Origin of the sequence: Prolixibacter sp. SD074 (assembly GCF_009617895.1) — a bacterium.
In the GTDB taxonomy this organism is placed as follows: Bacteria; Bacteroidota; Bacteroidia; order Bacteroidales; family Prolixibacteraceae; genus Prolixibacter.
This window is the reverse complement of the sequence record NZ_BLAW01000001.1, coordinates 2,183,465-2,200,678: the sequence shown is the minus strand read 5'-3', so window position 1 is coordinate 2,200,678 and position 17,214 is coordinate 2,183,465. Positions and strand designations below refer to the sequence as shown.

The 17,214-nt window shown below is 45.9% G+C and carries 14 protein-coding genes; 9 read left to right on the top strand and 5 right to left on the bottom strand.

Annotated features, from left to right (window positions below; all coding sequences use genetic code 11):
- Positions 1 to 216: 216 nt before the first annotated feature.
- A complete protein-coding gene (locus GJU82_RS09580) occupies positions 217 to 732 on the top strand; it encodes an Hsp20/alpha crystallin family protein (RefSeq protein WP_228488649.1) in 516 nt (171 codons plus the stop codon).
- A gap of 87 nt (positions 733 to 819) precedes the next feature.
- Here GJU82_RS09580 and GJU82_RS09575 read toward each other — a convergent pair whose 3' ends face one another.
- Positions 820 to 1,011 carry a hypothetical protein gene (locus GJU82_RS09575; RefSeq protein WP_194831021.1) on the bottom strand — a complete coding sequence of 64 codons (192 nt, stop codon included), beginning with the start codon at positions 1,009 to 1,011 and terminating at the stop codon, positions 820 to 822.
- A gap of 262 nt (positions 1,012 to 1,273) precedes the next feature.
- Here GJU82_RS09575 and GJU82_RS09570 point away from each other — a divergent pair, with 262 nt between their 5' ends.
- Entirely contained in the window at positions 1,274 to 2,632 is a 1,359-nt protein-coding gene (locus GJU82_RS09570) for an NAD-dependent succinate-semialdehyde dehydrogenase (protein WP_153631942.1), read from the top strand.
- A gap of 50 nt (positions 2,633 to 2,682) precedes the next feature.
- Here the strand turns inward: GJU82_RS09570 and GJU82_RS09565 are convergent, their stop codons facing one another.
- The 4 genes from GJU82_RS09565 to crcB form a co-directional block, all read right to left on the bottom strand.
- A complete protein-coding gene (locus GJU82_RS09565; protein ID WP_153631941.1) occupies positions 2,683 to 3,384 on the bottom strand; it encodes an OmpA family protein in 702 nt (233 codons plus the stop codon).
- Between the two features lie 133 nt (positions 3,385 to 3,517).
- Positions 3,518 to 4,819 carry a phosphopyruvate hydratase gene (gene eno, locus GJU82_RS09560; protein ID WP_153631940.1) on the bottom strand — a complete coding sequence of 434 codons (1,302 nt, stop codon included), beginning with the start codon at positions 4,817 to 4,819 and terminating at the stop codon, positions 3,518 to 3,520.
- A gap of 257 nt (positions 4,820 to 5,076) precedes the next feature.
- Positions 5,077 to 5,442 (bottom strand): DUF190 domain-containing protein, encoded by a 366-nt coding sequence (locus GJU82_RS09555; RefSeq protein WP_153631939.1) that lies wholly within the window; start codon positions 5,440 to 5,442, stop codon positions 5,077 to 5,079.
- Between the two features lie 38 nt (positions 5,443 to 5,480).
- Entirely contained in the window at positions 5,481 to 5,861 is a 381-nt protein-coding gene (gene crcB / locus GJU82_RS09550) for a fluoride efflux transporter CrcB (protein ID WP_194831020.1), read from the bottom strand.
- 228 nt (positions 5,862 to 6,089) lie between these two features.
- On the opposite strand from crcB, the gene GJU82_RS09545 reads away from it, so the two are divergent.
- The 7 genes from GJU82_RS09545 to GJU82_RS09515 all read left to right on the top strand — a co-directional run bounded on the left by GJU82_RS09545 (position 6,090) and on the right by GJU82_RS09515 (position 17,212).
- Entirely contained in the window at positions 6,090 to 8,279 is a 2,190-nt protein-coding gene (locus tag GJU82_RS09545; RefSeq protein WP_153631937.1) for a patatin-like phospholipase family protein, read from the top strand.
- An 87-nt stretch (positions 8,280 to 8,366) separates the two neighbouring features.
- Positions 8,367 to 9,788, top strand: a complete 1,422-nt coding sequence (gene dacB / locus GJU82_RS09540) for a D-alanyl-D-alanine carboxypeptidase/D-alanyl-D-alanine-endopeptidase (RefSeq protein ID WP_153631936.1) — start codon at positions 8,367 to 8,369, stop codon at positions 9,786 to 9,788.
- A 487-nt stretch (positions 9,789 to 10,275) separates the two neighbouring features.
- Complete coding sequence (gene ilvD, locus GJU82_RS09535; RefSeq protein WP_153631935.1) at positions 10,276 to 12,108, top strand: dihydroxy-acid dehydratase; 1,833 nt, start codon at positions 10,276 to 10,278, stop codon at positions 12,106 to 12,108.
- A 19-nt stretch (positions 12,109 to 12,127) separates the two neighbouring features.
- Positions 12,128 to 13,867 carry a biosynthetic-type acetolactate synthase large subunit gene (gene ilvB / locus GJU82_RS09530; protein WP_153631934.1) on the top strand — a complete coding sequence of 580 codons (1,740 nt, stop codon included), beginning with the start codon at positions 12,128 to 12,130 and terminating at the stop codon, positions 13,865 to 13,867.
- A 70-nt stretch (positions 13,868 to 13,937) separates the two neighbouring features.
- Complete coding sequence (gene ilvN, locus GJU82_RS09525) at positions 13,938 to 14,492, top strand: acetolactate synthase small subunit (RefSeq protein ID WP_153631933.1); 555 nt, start codon at positions 13,938 to 13,940, stop codon at positions 14,490 to 14,492.
- Positions 14,493 to 14,534: 42 nt separating this feature from the next.
- Entirely contained in the window at positions 14,535 to 15,584 is a 1,050-nt protein-coding gene (ilvC, locus tag GJU82_RS09520) for a ketol-acid reductoisomerase (protein WP_153631932.1), read from the top strand.
- Between the two features lie 110 nt (positions 15,585 to 15,694).
- Complete coding sequence (locus GJU82_RS09515; protein WP_153631931.1) at positions 15,695 to 17,212, top strand: 2-isopropylmalate synthase; 1,518 nt, start codon at positions 15,695 to 15,697, stop codon at positions 17,210 to 17,212.
- Positions 17,213 to 17,214: the final 2 nt, after the last annotated feature.

The window sequence follows — 17,214 nt, the reverse complement described above, 5'->3', positions numbered from 1 at the left end:
GGATGGCCTTTCTTTTTATCTGTCAAAATTGCATTTCTCAGCGACATAATGTCTTGAAGCGTAGTTGTTTATCTGTACTTGTGACAGATCCTTTTTTGCTCGCTGAGAATGCTTTATCAATAAATAGATTGTAAATCAATCCGTTTCCGGAAATCGGACTTTGGCAAGCAAAAAACTTACAAGCATGGCACATATGTTGTCATTATCGTGTTGAATTTGAAAAAGGAATTCAAACAAACAACTAAAGTGTTAAACTTAAAAGTTAGGAGGGTTTTTATCATGGCAATTGTTAAATCAAACAACCGGATGTTCCCGTCTGTCCCTTCTTTCATAGATAACTTTTTCTCAAGGGACTTGATGGATTGGACAAATTCTAATTTTGCTGATATGAACAGCACGTTGCCAGCTGTGAATGTCAAGGAATCGGATGACGAGTATGTCATTGAAGTAGCTGCTCCGGGTCTGTCCAAAGATGATTTTAAAGTTGATTTGGACAACGACCGTTTGACCATTTCTTCCGAAAAGCAAGAAGAAAACAAAACAGAAGAAAATGGCAAATACACGCAGCGCGAGTTCAGGTACCAGGCTTTCCAACGTACGTTCCACCTGCCGGGGAATACGGTAGAGAGCGAGAAGATTGCCGCTAAGTATAAAGATGGGATTTTGTGCGTTACACTTCCTAAACGGGAAGAAGTGAAGCCGAAACCTGCCAAACAAATCAAAATTTCATAAAACATTGGAAAGGCCGCCATTAACTGACGGCCTTTTGTTTGATATTTCCTTATGGGGGAGTTTTTACCAACGTATCAGCCGAAAGGCTTATCGGTTGAGGGCAAGTATTTCTTCCTTTAGGATATCGCTGAAATCAAGGAAATTGTTTTGCAGTTGCAGCATGTTTTCCGCAAAGAAGGCAAATATCTCGCCCCATTGTTTTAGCCGGTGCATACCGATATCATTATAATTGATTTCCAAACTGACGTCGGCGTACTCACGCCCGGCTTCGAACTTCATGTCCACATGACTGATATTGGTCCGGGGCAGCAACCATTTTTTTGCACCGGCCAGTTCCGGAAGTTGGCTGCAATAATCATCAAATCCGGTTCAAAAATGCTTAACTAATTCCTTCTTCTCCTCTTTCGTATACATGTGGTTGTGAAAAATTTCTGCAAAGAAAATGTTCTGCAGGTATTTAATGAAACTACTTGGTTTGGAGTGCTGCATCTTATGCATTACACGAATGATTTTGTACATTTAATGGAAAAAATTTTGTGTTATGAAGTCAATTAATCCGGCAACAGGAGAAGTTATACAGGAATATGCGGAGATGAGTGAAGCACAGGTGAAGGAAGTGATTGAACTCAACCTGGACGCTTGGAAAAAATACCGTGAAACAAGTTTTACGCAGCGTTCGGAGTGGATGAACAAGGCTGCCCGTTTGTTGCGTACCCGGAAAGAAGGATACGCCCGGCTGATTACCGCCGAAATGGGAAAGCGCATTGCGGAGTCGCGCTCCGAAGTGGAGAAGTGCGCGTTGGTTTGTGAGTATTATGCGGACGGGGCCGGGCAGATGCTGGCCGACGAGCTGATGGAATCGGACGCCTCGAAAAGCATGGCTGTTTTCAATCCGATAGGACCGGTGCTGGCGGTTATGCCCTGGAACTTCCCGTTCTGGCAGGTCTTCCGCTTTGCGGCGCCGGCGCTCATGGCGGGCAATGCCGGTTTGTTAAAACACGCATCCAACGTGCAAGGCTGTGCGTTGGCCATCGAGCAGGTTTTCAGCGATGCCGGTTTTCCTGAAAATATCTTTCGTTCGCTGATTATTTCTTCATCCAAAGTGGAGGCTGTAATCGCCCATCCGGCTGTGCGGGCGGTTACCCTAACGGGAAGCGGGTACGCCGGAAGCCAGGTGGCATCGCTGGCCGGTAAGTACCTGAAGAAATCGGTACTGGAATTGGGCGGCTCCGATCCGTTTATAGTTCTGGCGGATGCCGATTTGGAGGAAGCGGCAAAAATAGCTGTAGCCTCACGGATGATTACCTCGGGACAGACCTGTATTGCGGCCAAGCGGTTTATTGTGGAAGAGAAAGTGGCCGCACCTTTCCTTGAAAAAGTGAAAGCACTGATGGAGGCCTATGAGCCTGGTGATCCGGGGAACGAGGAAACTTCGCTGGCTCCGCTCGCCCGCCCCGATTTGGTGGATGACATTGAGGGCCAGGTGCAAAAATCAGTGGTGCAGGGAGCGAAAATCATTTCCGGCGGAAGCCGGATACCGGGTATTGGCAACTATTATTCGCCCACTATTTTAACGAATGTAAAAAAGGGAATGCCTGTTTATATGGAAGAGACCTTCGGGCCCGTGGCGGTTGTTCTTCCGGTGAAGAACGAGCAGGAAGCCATCAACGTGGCGAATGATAGTTTGTATGGCCTGGGCGCTTCCCTCTGGACTTCGGACTTGAAAAAGGGGGAGGAACTGGGCCGAAAAATAGAGGCAGGCGCAATATTCGTCAATGGTTTGGTGAAGTCTGATCCGCGTTTGCCGTTTGGAGGCATTAAAAATTCCGGATACGGAAGAGAGCTTTCCGGTTACGGAATAAAAGAGTTCGTGAATATTAAAACTGTTTGGATTAAGTAACGAATGAAAATAAGAAAGCGGCCTGAAGGAGACCGCTTTTCTTTTCAATATCAGTTGGTAATCGGAATGGTTCCTTTTTCTGCCGCCTTCTTCAGCTTCTCGTTGGCGAAAATGGCAATTTCCACCCGGCGGTTCAGCGCGCGGTGTGCCGGCGTGTCGTTGGCAACGATGGGCTGTTCTTCACCGTAACCTTTGGTGGTAATTCGTGTGTAGGCCACGTTGTGCCCTTCCAGGTACGATGCAACACTTTGTGCACGGCGCTCCGACAATTTCATGTTGTACTCTGCCGTACCGGTGTTGTCGGTATGACCTTCCACCAGGATATTGGTGTCGCTGTACTTATTCAGAATCTGCGAGAGTTTGTCAAGCTGGTCTTTCGACTGCTGGCTCAGCGCACTGGAGTTGAGCGCGAAAAGAATACCGGAATCGAAGGTGATTTTGATTCCTTCGCCGACCCGCTCTACTTTGGCGCCTTCCAGGTCTTTCTGCATTTCAGCAGCCTGCTTGTCCATGTAATTCCCGATAACAGCGCCGGTTGCTCCGCCAACGCCGGCACCAATAATGGCCCCAATGGCTGTATTACCGGCCAGTTTCCCAATCCCGGCGCCTAAAGCAGCGCCCGCACCGGTCCCGATAATGGCCCCTTTTCCTGCGTTGTTCATGGTTTTACAACCCGTTAACAAAATGGTTAGTAAGAGAATAAATGCCGTATACCTCTTTCCCCTGGAGATAAATAACTTTTGAATATTCATGGTCTTTCTGTTTTACTATGGTGAATAAATATCAGGATTTATAACAGTAAAATTGGTCAAATTCCTATTTCAGTCAATAAAAAACCCCACCTTTTCAGGCGAGGTTCGTGTATGATAATGTCCCTGTTGTAAATTATGCTTTTTTCACTTTTTTGTAGCCGTAGATAGCTGATTTACCCAGTTCTTCTTCGATGCGAAGGAGCTGGTTGTATTTAGCCATACGGTCGGTACGGCTCAGTGAACCGGTTTTAATCTGTCCGCTGTTGGTAGCTACCGCAATGTCAGCAATAGTGGCATCTTCGGTTTCACCTGAACGGTGGGAAGTCACACTGGTGTAACCTGCACGGTGGGCCATTTCGATAGCGTCGAGGGTTTCGGTCAGCGTACCAATCTGGTTAACTTTAATCAGGATCGAGTTGGCAGCATCCAGTTCGATACCTTTCTGCAGGTATTCTACGTTGGTCACAAACAAGTCGTCACCAACCAACTGGCATTTGTCACCCAATTTCTTGTTCAGCATTACCCAACCGTCCCAGTCGCCTTCGTCGCAACCGTCTTCGATTGAATCAATCGGGAATTTATTAACCAGGTCAGCCAGGTAATTTACCTGCTCTTCGCGGTTACGCTTGGCACCGTTAGTGCCTTCGAATTTAGCGTAATCGTAAACACCGTCATTGTAGAATTCGGAAGCAGCACAGTCAAGAGCGATAGATACATCACCGCCTTCTTCAACACGACCTGGTTTGTAACCGGCGTTTTTAATAGCTTCGATGATGCTGTTCAGTGCATCTTCGGTACCGTCGAGTTTCGGGGCGAAACCACCTTCGTCACCAACTGCGGTGCTGAGGTTACGTTTGCTAAGCACTTTTTTCAGGTGGTGGAAAACTTCAGCACCCATGCGCAGGCCTTCACGGAAAGAAGGGGCACCAACCGGGCGAATCATGAATTCCTGGAAAGCAATTGGAGCATCGGAGTGAGAACCACCGTTGATGATATTCATCATCGGTACCGGTAAGGTTTTTGCGTTGGTTCCGCCGATGTAGCGATACAGGGGCATATCGAGGTAAGCGGCAGCTGCTTTGGCTACAGCCAGCGAAACACCCAATATGGCGTTAGCACCCAGTTTTGATTTGGTTTTGGTACCATCGAGATCGAGCAATTTCTTGTCAAGGGCAACCTGATCGAGAGCGCTCATGCCAATTACATTATCGGCAATCACGTTATTTACGTTATCAACAGCTTTCAGTACGCCTTTACCGAGGTAACGGCCTTTGTCACCATCACGAAGTTCGAGTGCTTCATTTTCGCCGGTCGATGCACCTGACGGTACAGCAGCACGACCTACAACACCGCTTTCGAGGGTAACTTCTACTTCAACTGTTGGGTTCCCGCGGGAATCCAGAATTTCTCTTCCGACTACTTTGTAAATCAACATTGTTTTTGCTGTTTTATGTTCAACATTTTTGTTGCTGCCGGACAGGCAGTAACGCAATAATTTTTATGCATAATAAATCCTGACAAAGATAAACATTCCCTGTGAATTACGCCTACGTTTTATCGACCGTAAATAAAAATTGAGATTAAGTTAATAAAGAATGGAATTGCCTTAATTTGTTGGCATTTTCAAAATTCGTTATGACAGAATTAGGGTATTTCGCTATATAGAAAAATAGATATAAACCGGCCATCAGCTTACTCTTCTTTCCGGTGCTTTTTCCCTGGAAGGTAACGATGTACTTCCACCTCCTGTGAGGTAATGAGCCCGCCTTTTCCTGATTCTTCCATCAACTCTTCCACGGTTGGGATAAATTTTCTAATCCGTTCTTCGGTATCGGTAATGTCAATTAAAACGGGAAGATCGCCACCTAGTGCGAATATTTTGATGGTGTGGATAGAGTGGCTTGGTCCGAATGACATGACACCGCGAAATACAGTAGCACCGGCCATGCCTTCTTTTCGGGCAGCATAAACGATGGCTTCGTACAGCGGTTGGTTTTCGTATTTATCGGTTTCACCACATTGAATGCGGAGATTGAGAGCTTTTCCGTGCAGTTGCATATGATTAAATTTTTCGGTTCAATTAATGGCCTGTTCAATTAGAAAATAACCCTGACCACAATGATTCCCAAATAGACGGCCAATATTCCTGCAAAAAGGCTGCCGCCTACATTCAGGAAAAGATACTGCCACAGTCTTTCATTGATTAGTGTCAGATTATTATAAGCGAAAGATGAAAACGTGGTGAAGCCGCCGCAAAATCCCACCGCCAGGAACAAACGGGCTTCAGGGGTCAATAAATTGCCCCGGCTGGCCATTTCATAAACAATTCCGATGATGAGACTTCCGACAATATTTACAACAAACGTTCCCATTGGAAAAGAGCTGTCCATAAATCGCTCAACGCCCTTTTGCGAAAGAAAGCGGGCTATGCTCCCCAGGCCTCCTCCTAAACCAACAATTAGTGCTTCTTTCCACATAACCAGCCAATCAGTGAATGGATTAGGTCGAATTGAATCAAACAGATTGGTTGCGATCATCCATTCCGGTCAAAACTATTTTACATTTTGATAACAATAATCATCTGTAAAAGTAATAAAACAAGTCATGAAAAGAATTATCTTAAACCTTTCAAAAACTTTGTCAATCCCTAATTTAAAAGATACTTTATCCGGGGGAAGAAATTTCTCCGGCAGACTAAACTGAGCATGAAAAAAAGACAAATCTTACTTTTTATCCTTTTAATTTTCATCGGGCATTCGCTTTGCGCCCAAGAGGAAACACATCGCCCCAAGATTGGATTGGTGTTGAGTGGGGGCGGAGCTAAAGGCTTTGCTCATGTCGGGGTGATAAAAGTCCTGGAAGAGGCTGGCATTCCCATCGATTGTGTGGCCGGAACCAGTATTGGCAGTATTGTGGGAGGCTTTTATGCCATGGGCTACGATGCCGATACGCTGGAGAAAATTGTCAAGAGTCAGGATTGGGCCACATTATTGAGTGACCAGGTTGATCGCCGCTATATTCCGGCTTTTGACAAGCATGAGCTGGACCGCTATAATTTAAGTTTTCCCATCCGCTCGAAGCGGGTTAGTCTGCCGAGTGGTGCATTGAACGGTCAAAATGTACAGGATCTCTTTACCTATCTGGCACTCGATTACCAAAATGTAACCGACTTTTCTAAACTGCCGCGCCCTTTTCTTTGTGTGGCAGCCGATATTGAAACGGGGAAAGAGGTTGTATTAAAGCATGGATATCTTCCGTTGGCCATTCGGGCGAGTATGTCAGTCCCCACAGCTTTTTCAGCTGCGGATGTGGATGGGCGGCTTTTAGTGGATGGTGGCATCGTCAACAATTTCCCGGTTGACCGGTGTAAACAGATGGGCGCCGACATCATTATTGGTGTTGATATTCAATATGGCCTGCGTGATAGAAAAGAGTTGCAATCGATTCCGGATGTGGTGAATCAGATGATTAACCTAATGTCGTATAAGAAATTCGAAGAAAATAAGAAGCTGGTTGATTATTATATAAAACCAGATATCTCAGGGTTTTCAGCTTCGAGTTTTGATGCAACCTCAGCTGATGAGCTGATTAAAAGAGGCGAAGCGGCTGCCCGAAAAGTACTGCCACAACTAATCAGGTTAAGGGATTCATTGCATTTAAAACCTAATCCCATCAAACCGGAGGCGATACCAAGTTTAGACCGTAAACTGATTATTGAGCGAGTGACCGTTGACGGTACCAAGAGCCAGGGATTGAATTATTTCCTGGGACTGCTGGGGCTTAAGCCACCGCAGGTGATTACGGTACGTCAATTGCGTGAAGGTATTAAGCGTATTTACGGATCGGGCAATTTTGATTTCGTTCGTTATCGTTTATTGGGGGACGAAAACAAAACACTCCATTTGATGGTGAAAGAGCGGGTTCATGATCGGTTAAACCTGGGAATTCACTACGATACCGATCGGAAAGCAGCTTTGTTGATCAATACAACCTTTAAAAACAGCCGGATGATCAAAGCCAAGTTATCGATGGATGCGATTTTGGCCACCAATCCTGCATTTGCCGTTCGCTATACCATCGACAACGGTTGGAAACCCGGACTTTTGGTGGGGGCCAGTGTTCAGGATGAAAAAATTTCACAATATACCAATGGAAAGAAATCATCCCTGGTAAATATGCAATTGTATAAAGGTCAGCTGGCTACTCATTCCGTTTATTTCGATGCGTTCAGAATTTCGTTGGGAGCGGAGGTGGAGCATGTTAATGTTGGGTCGGTGATTGGATCACTGCTGAATGAGGCCTTAAAAAACCAGACATTCTTAAACTATTATGCGCAGATCGATCTGGATCAGATGAACTGGGCTTATTTTCCAACCGCTGGTTGGAAACTGTTTGGAGAAGCGAAGATTGTGACGGACAATGGCTGGTTATTTAATGAGGGCAATCCGTTTATGCCTGTAAAACTAAGTATCCAGTTGGCGAAATCTTTTGGGCCCCGATTAACGATTCTACCATCTGTTAAGGGGCGAATTATCGTTGGTTCGGGCGAGCCGGTATATTACAAATCGTTCGTGGGAGGGGTTGAGCAGACCGATTACCTGAATGCGCAGGTCCCATTTGTCGGACTTCGGCGCATGGAAATGATGACTCGCAATGTAGCGGTAGGAGAAATGGATCTGAGGTATCGTTTTTGGGATAAAATTTATCTGGCACTCAATGCAAATTTTGGTTTTTACGGCGACGAAAATGATTTTTTAACGAAGGGTAAAGCCTTGGCCGGTGGTGGAGTCACTTTATCGTATGACAGTATGGTCGGTCCGGTCGAACTTATGATAAGCAGCTCGAATGTGTCGAATGATCCATCATTATTTCTTTCCCTTGGTTATTGGTTTTAGTATGATCACTTTAGTTGATCAATCTTTGTGTCATTTATACGGTTGCCGGAATTGCTCATCCGGCAATCAGCAAAAGCATGTTTTCTCATGAACAGATTATTTATTGCCGTATTTCTTCTTTTTGTCTCATCGCAAGTCAAATCACAGTCCGATACCTTTTCTACATTGCCTGATTTGCCGGAGTTGCAAGCAGCTGAGTACAGTTTTTATGTGTATGATGCCACCGTAGGCCAGGTAGTTGCTCAGTCTCCTCAAAAAAGTCTGACCCCGGCATCTGTGTTAAAGTTGGTGACTACGGCAACCGCTATGCGCCTGCTTGGTCCCGACTTCCGGTTTAAAACCCGTTTTGGCTATACTGGAAGGGTAGACCATAAGACGGGTACCTTAAAAGGAGATTTGGTTATTAAAGGTGGGGCAGACCCGGCTTTTTATTCGGAATATTTTCCGATGGATTACCTTGGTGTATTTGAACAATGGGCCTATCAATTAAAGCAATTGGGAATCACCAGAATCGAAGGCAACATTATTGGCGATGCCTCTGCGCTTGACGATACCGCTATTCCGGGCGGCTGGATTTGGGAAGACATGGGAAACTATTACGGAGCCGGTGTGTACGGACTTTCCTTTGCCGATAATATGTACCGGATTCATTTTCGGTCGCCGGCTGAAGCTGGAAAACCGACAAAGGTAATCGATGTCCAGCCGAGAACGCCCGGTTTCACTTTGGATAACCGGGTGATATCATCGGATGAAAATAGTGACCAGTCATATGTATATGGTGCGCCTTATGCACAGCAACAGATGGTTATGGGATCGATTCCGAAAGGGAAGAATGATTTTGTGGTAAAAGGCGCGATGCCCAATCCCCCGCTTGAAGCTGCCGATTCGTTACGAAAAGTGATAAATAACTTAGGAATTGAAATCACCGGTACGGCCAAAGCCAGTTTTTCTGGTGTGGATGGCGATTTTCATCAGATGGCAGTGCAGAAGTCTCAAACGTTACAAAACATTATTGACGTAACGAATCACGAAAGTGTGAATTTGTTTGCCGAGCATCTCCTTCGGGAAATTGGCCGAAAGGTATCCGGGAAGCCAACCCTGGACGAAGGCCTGAAAGCCGTAAAATCATACTGGCTGGACAGAGGAATCGATTTGCAGGGATTCTATCCGACCGATGGAAGTGGGCTCTCCCGATCAAATGCCATCTGTACGAGAACATTGGTTGAGGTGATGTTGAATATGTATCGAACCCGGGATGATGAGGTGTTTTTCGATTCACTTCCGTTGGCTGGCGAGGATGGCACGTTACAGTACTTCTTTCAGGGAACTCCGCTCGATGGAAAGTTGTGGGCAAAAACCGGTTCGATGGAACGGGTGAGGAGTTTTGCCGGTGAATTTACAAATCGTAATGGCCACCAGTTATTTTTTGCAGTAATCGTAAATAATTTTTCAGGTTCTTCTTATAAAATGGGAAAGCAATTAGAGCCCTGGTTGCTTACTTTTTATTAGACTATTTCTAATTAAAGTACATGTAAGTTGGAGATTTATAGGTGATTGTGTTGGTTGGATTTTTCGAATAAAAATGTGGTTTGTTGAAATTAGATTCTTCTGTTTCATACTTCAATACCACTTCTACTTTTAATTATTTATTAAATCGGTATAAATACTTACATTTTCGTTTTGTCTTTTTATATTTATTTCTACATTTGCCTTTGTAGTTCATAAGCGATAATTGATTAAGGAAATTTATTGCGGACTTTGAGCGGTATTTTTGTAATCAACTCCATGGTAACCATTCTCAGAGAGAATGGTTTTCTTGCAGCTTATAAAAGAAAAAATTAGATATGATGCGTAAAATAGTCGATAACCTTCTTCTCGTGGTCATTATTATTCTCGTCTATACTGGTTGAGAAAGGTTGACTATTGCATACATCAAAACGAACAAGCCTTTCTCCAGAAAACGAGAAAGGTTTTTTTTTAAATAGTAAATCCAGGCATGAAAAAAAAACTAAGAAGCGAAACAACAACCCGCGGGCGTCGTATGGCAGGCGCCCGAAGCCTGTGGAGAGCGAACGGGATGAAAGAAGAGCACTTTGGCAAACCGCTGATTGCCGTTGTGAACTCATTTACCCAGTTTGTGCCCGGACACGCCCATTTGCATGACGTCGGGCAAATGGTGAAAAAGGAGATTGAAAAATTGGGCTGCTTCGCTGCAGAATTCAACACCATAGCAGTTGACGATGGAATTGCAATGGGACATGACGGAATGCTGTATTCACTGCCGTCGCGCGAAATAATTGCCGACAGTGTTGAATATATGGTGAATGCACATAAGGCTGACGCGATGATTTGCATCTCCAATTGCGATAAAATCACTCCGGGGATGTTAATGGCCGCAATGCGTTTGAACATTCCGGCCATTTTTGTATCCGGTGGCCCCATGGAAGCAGGAGAAGCACAAAGCCGCCAGTTCGACCTGGTTGATGCCATGGTGATGGCTGCCGACGATTCAGTCAGCGACAGCGTACTGCTCGACGTGGAGCAAAATGCTTGTCCAACCTGTGGTTCCTGTTCAGGAATGTTCACGGCCAATTCGATGAACTGTTTGACAGAGGCATTGGGACTTTCCCTTCCGGGAAACGGAACCGTGGTTGCCACACATGCCCGCCGAAAAGATTTGTTCATTAAAGGGGCAAAAGCGATTGTCGACATCACCTACGATTATTATCAAAATGGCAATGAAAAAGTATTGCCCCGAAATATTGGTACCCGTGAAGCTTTCATGAATGCGATGACTCTTGACATTGCTATGGGCGGCTCAACCAACACGGTGTTGCACCTGCTGGCAATCGCCCGTGAGGCTGAAGTTGATTTCACCATGAAAGACATGGATGAACTTTCCAGGAGAGTTCCTTGTGTTTGCAAAGTAGCACCCAATTCACATTACCACATTCAGGACGTAAACCGTGCGGGAGGTATCCTGGGAATTCTTGGAGAACTGGATCGCGGCGGTTTACTCAATCGTGCTGTTAGCAGGGTATCGGATAATACGTTGGGCGAAGCCATCGATAAGTGGGATGTTTTGCGTGATACGGCAGTTGCCGGGGCCCGGGAACTTTATTCCGCTGCACCCGGAAATATCGGTCGCAACCTGGTGATGGGGTCACAGCAAATGTACTACGGAAAACTCGATTTGGATCGGGAAGAAGGCTGTGTCCGTGATTTGGAACACGCCTATACCAAAGAAGGTGGACTCGCTGTGTTGTTTGGAAATTTGGCCAGAAAAGGATGTATTATCAAAACGGCAGGAGTTGATCCTTCTGTTTTTCAATTCGAGGGAACGGCCCGGGTCTTTGAATCGCAGGATGACGCTATTCGCGGAATCTTAGGCGATGCAGTCCAGGCTGGCGATGTGGTTATCATCCGTTACGAAGGCCCCAAAGGCGGACCTGGAATGCAGGAAATGCTCTATCCAACTTCATACCTGAAATCAGTTCGGCTTGACAAGCAATGTGCGTTGGTCACTGATGGCCGGTTCTCCGGAGGAACTTCCGGTTTATCCATCGGTCATGTATCACCTGAAGCCGCTGGCGGTGGTGAAATCGCACTCGTTCGGGACGGAGATCCCATTGAAATAGATATTCCGGCCCGCCGGATTGAATTAATGGTCTCAGAGGAAGAGCTTGCCAAACGCCGTGCTGAAGAGGAGGCGCGGGGAGCTCAGGCCTATACTCCAAAAAATCGTGACCGGCAGGTGAGCCGGGCGCTGAAGGCTTATGCAAGTCTTGTTTCGTCAGCTGACGAAGGAGCAGTAAGAATTATTGATTAACATTTAAATCCAGATAGCTATGACGGCACCATCAAAAGAATTTATGGAAATGAAACAGGAAGCCATCCAGATGACGGGAGCTGAAGCAGTTATCCGTTCGCTGCTGGAAGAAGGGGTTGAAACCATATTTGGCTACCCGGGTGGGGCAATTATGCCGGTGTACGATGCATTGTATGATTTCAAAGAGCAGGTACGGCATATTTTGACAAGGCATGAGCAGGGAGTTGTCCACGCTGCTCAGGGGTACGCCCGTGTAACGGGAAAAGTTGGTGTTTGTTTCGCCACATCCGGCCCGGGTGCGACAAATTTAATTACAGGCATTGCCGATGCCATGATCGATTCCACGCCGCTGGTGTGTATCACGGGACAGGTGGCATCGCCGCTCTTGGGGACCGATGCGTTTCAGGAATCGGATGTTGTTGGGATTTCGATGCCGGTAACTAAGTGGAACTACCAAATTACTACTCCCGAAGAAATTCCGACCGCTATAGCGCAGGCATTTTATATTGCCCATAGCGGTCGTCCGGGACCGGTGCTTCTTGATTTGACGAAGGATGCGCAATTCGGTAAGTTTGATTTTTCGTACAAGTGTTGTGAAAAAATCAGAAGTTATGTTCCGGAATTTCCTCTCGATAAAGAGAACCTGAAAAATGCGGCAGGCCTGATTGATGGTGCCAAAAAACCATTCTTGCTTTTTGGACAGGGAGTGATTCTTTCCGGCGCCGAGCGTGAACTGCAGGAGTTTATCGAAAAAGCTGGTATTCCGGCAGCCGGAACGCTGCTTGGACTTTCTGCACTGGATTCCGATCATAAATTGCACACCGGAATGTTAGGGATGCACGGGAATTACGGTCCGAACATCAAAACCAATGAATGTGATGTGTTGATCGCTGTGGGGATGCGTTTTGACGACCGGGTAACCGGCGATGTGAAGCGTTATGCGCGGCAGGCGAAAGTAATTCATCTGGAGATTGATCCTTCTGAGATCGATAAAATCATTAAAGCTGATGTTGCCGTTTTGGGAGATGCCAAGAAATCGCTGCGCATGTTAACCCGTTTGGTGAAAAAACAGGAGCATAAGGAGTGGGTAAATGAATTCCACCAGGCAGCAGGTATTGAAATGGAGAAGGTCATCCAGAGAGACCTTTTTCCTGCTAAAGCGGGATTAACCATGGGAGAAGTGGTTCGGATGGCCTCTGAACTAACAAATAACCACTCGGTTGTAGTAGCCGACGTGGGTCAAAATCAAATGGCAGCTGCCCGTTATTCAAAATTTACCCAAACGCGTAGTCACATCAGTTCGGGAGGATTGGGAACGATGGGCTTTGGGCTTCCGGCGGCCATTGGTGCTAAGATTGGCGCTCCCGACAGAGAAGTCGTTGCTTTTGTTGGTGACGGCGGACTGCAGATGACCATTCAGGAACTGGGAACCATTGCGCAGGAACATCTTCCTGTTAAAGTGGTCGTACTGAATAATCATTTCCTGGGAATGGTACGGCAGTGGCAGCAGCTCTTTTTCGAGCACCGTTATTCATTTACCGAAATGGTGAACCCTGATTTTGTGAAAATAGCCGAAGGCTTTGGAATTCCCGGCAAGCAGGTAACAACTCGCCAGGAATTGCAGGTAGCCATGAAGGAGATGATTGGGCATCCTGGCCCTTACTTGCTGGATGTTCTGGTGGAAAAAGAAGATAACATTTTCCCGATGGTTCCTTCAGGTGCTTCTGTTTCAGATATTTTATTGTCGGCTGAAGAATAATCTCTGTTGACTTTTACCGGTTTCGCAAAAGCGGAAACAGAAAGAAACAACGGAATAAAACGAGAATCAGATGAAAGAAGAATTTATCATATCGGCTTACAGCGAAAACCATATTGGTTTGCTGAACCGCATCACCATCATATTTACCCGCCGGAAAGTTAACATCGAAAGTCTGACGGTTTCTGAGTCAGCCTTACGGGGAATTTCCAAATTCACCATCGTTGTTAGCGAAGAACGTTCACGGGTGGAGAATATTGTGAAGCAGATTGAAAAGCAGGTGGATGTACTGAAAGCTTATTTCCATAGGAACGACGAAATGATCTTCCAGGAAATTGCTTTGTACAAAGTCCCTACCCAGGCACTGATGGAATCGGACCTGATTGAACGGATCGTGCGGCAACACAATGCCCGCATTTTGGAAATTACCAAAGATTACACGGTAATCGAGAAAACCGGACACAAAGAGGAAACGCAGGAGCTTTTCGAAGGACTGAACCGTTTCGGCGTGCTTCAGTTTATTCGGTCGGGCCGCGTGGCGATTACCCGTTCAGCGAACGAGCGTCTTTCCGAATTCCTTGCTGAGCGTGATGCACTTCTCGCAAGCATTGAAATGAAATCGAATTAATAAAAGGTCTTATAACAACACTTTTAACAAAATCAGATTAAAATGGCTAAAATGAATTTTGGCGGCGTCGAAGAAAATGTGGTGACCCGCGAAGAATTTCCTCTTGCAAAAGCGCAGGAAGTACTCAACGAAGAAACCATTGCCGTACTCGGTTACGGTGTACAGGGCCCCGGTCAGTCACTAAATCTTCGTGATAACGGATTGAATGTAATTGTCGGACAGCGGAAAAATTCCAAATCATGGGATAAAGCCGTAGCTGACGGTTGGGTACCCGGTGAAACACTTTTCGAACTGGAAGAAGCTTGTGAGAAAGCAACAATTATCCAATACCTGCTATCCGATGCCGGCCAGATTGCTGTTTGGCCTACCGTGAAAAAGCACCTGGCCCCGGGTAAAGCGCTTTATTTCTCTCATGGATTTGGCGTAACCTATAAAGAACGTACGGGTATTATTCCTCCGGAAGATGTGGATGTAATTCTGATTGCTCCGAAAGGTTCAGGTACCAGTTTGCGCCGTATGTTCCTCGAAGGCCGTGGCCTGAACTCCAGCTACGCTATCTTCCAGGATGCTACCGGAAAAGCGAAGGAACGTGTTGTTGCGTTGGGAATTGGCGTTGGTTCAGGTTACCTGTTCGAAACCACTTTCAAACGGGAAGTTTATTCTGACCTGACAGGAGAGCGTGGTACCCTGATGGGGGCCATTCAGGGAATTTTCGCTGCACAGTACGAAGTGCTGCGTAAAAATGGGCATACACCTTCTGAGGCTTTCAACGAAACGGTTGAAGAGCTGACCCAGAGTTTGATGCCATTGGTGGCTGAAAACGGAATGGATTGGATGTATGCCAACTGCTCTACCACAGCTCAACGTGGTGCGTTGGATTGGTGGAAGAGGTTCCGCGATGCAACACAGCCGGTCTTTGAAGAACTGTACAGCGAAGTCGCTGCCGGAAATGAAGCGCAACGTTCTATTGATTCAAACAGTAAGTCAGACTACCGGGTCAAGTTGGAAGCGGAATTAAAGGAATTGCACGAATCTGAAATGTGGAAAGCTGGTGCCACCGTGCGCCAATTGCGTCCCGAAAATAACGGCTGATGCCGAATGATATGTGAATGGAGAGGACCTGGTTCTTTCCATTCTTCATAATAGCACAAAGCCGGGGAATATTTGAAAAAGTAAATTAAGAAAATTCAATACAGAAAATCATGGATGATAACAGGGTATATGTATTTGATACCACATTGCGAGATGGAGAGCAGGTACCGGGTTGCCAGCTGAATACGATTGAAAAAATCGAAGTAGCAAAAGCCCTGGAACTGCTAGGGGTTGATGTGATTGAAGCCGGTTTTCCCATTTCCAGCCCCGGCGATTTCCAGTCGGTGGTTGAAATTTCCAAAGCGGTTACCTGGCCTACCATTTGTGCCCTGACCCGTGCAGTGGAAAAAGATATTGACGTAGCTGCCGAAGCGTTGAAATATGCCAAACACGGACGAATTCATACCGGTATTGGTACGTCGCCTTATCACATCAAGTATAAACTGAATTCCAATGAGGATGAAATCATTGAGCGTTCTGTTGCAGCAGTAAAATATGCCAAAAAGTACGTTGAGGATGTTGAGTTTTATGCTGAAGATGCCGGCCGGACTGACAATGTTTATCTGGCCAGGGTAATCGAGGCTGTTATTAAAGCAGGGGCTACAGTGGTCAATATTCCCGATACAACCGGATACTGTTTGCCCAACGAATTCGGTGAAAAAATTCTTTTCCTGAAAGAGAACGTAAAGGGAATTGATAAAGCGGCCATTTCAACGCACTGTCACAACGATTTGGGAATGGCTACCGCGAATACCGTTTCCGGAATTATGAATGGCGCCCGTCAGGTTGAGGTAACCCTAAATGGTATTGGTGAACGTGCGGGAAACACTTCCCTGGAGGAGGTCGTAATGACACTTCGTTCGCACAAAGAGTTGGATCTGTATACCAATATCAATACAAAAAATATATACAAAACCAGCCGGTTGGTTTCCAGCCTGATGAATATGCCGGTTCAGCCAAATAAAGCTATCGTTGGGAGGAATGCATTTGCTCACTCAAGTGGTATTCATCAGGATGGTGTGCTGAAAAACCGCGAAAACTACGAAATCATTGATCCGGCAGAAGTTGGTATCAATGAATCATCTATTCTGCTGACAGCCCGTAGTGGTCGTGCGGCATTGAAGCACCGTTTGGAGGGCCTAGGCTTCAAACTGGACAAAACAAAGTTGGATGAAGTGTATGAGGATTTTCTGAAACTGGCCGACAAGAAGAAACAGATTAAAGATGATGATCTGTTGGTATTGCTCGGTGAGATTGGTAAAGGAGAGCACCGGATAAAAATAGACTTCCTGCAGGTGGTAACCGGAAAAGATTTGGTTCCTATGGCAACCGTCAAACTGGATATTGCCGGAGAGAAGTTTACCGCGACTGAATCAGGTAACGGCCCGGTTGATGCGGCTATTTTAGCTGTAAAGGATATTATTCACCGAAAGGTAGTCCTGGAAGAGTTCCTGATTCAGGCCATTACACGTGGAAGTGACGATATTGGTAAAGTACATATGCAGGTTGAAGCCGATGGTATTATTTATAACGGCTTTGGTGCCAATACTGACATAATAACCGCTTCTGTTGAAGCTTTTATCGATGCAATTAATAAAATTGGAAACGGAACAGGTAATAAAATCTGATT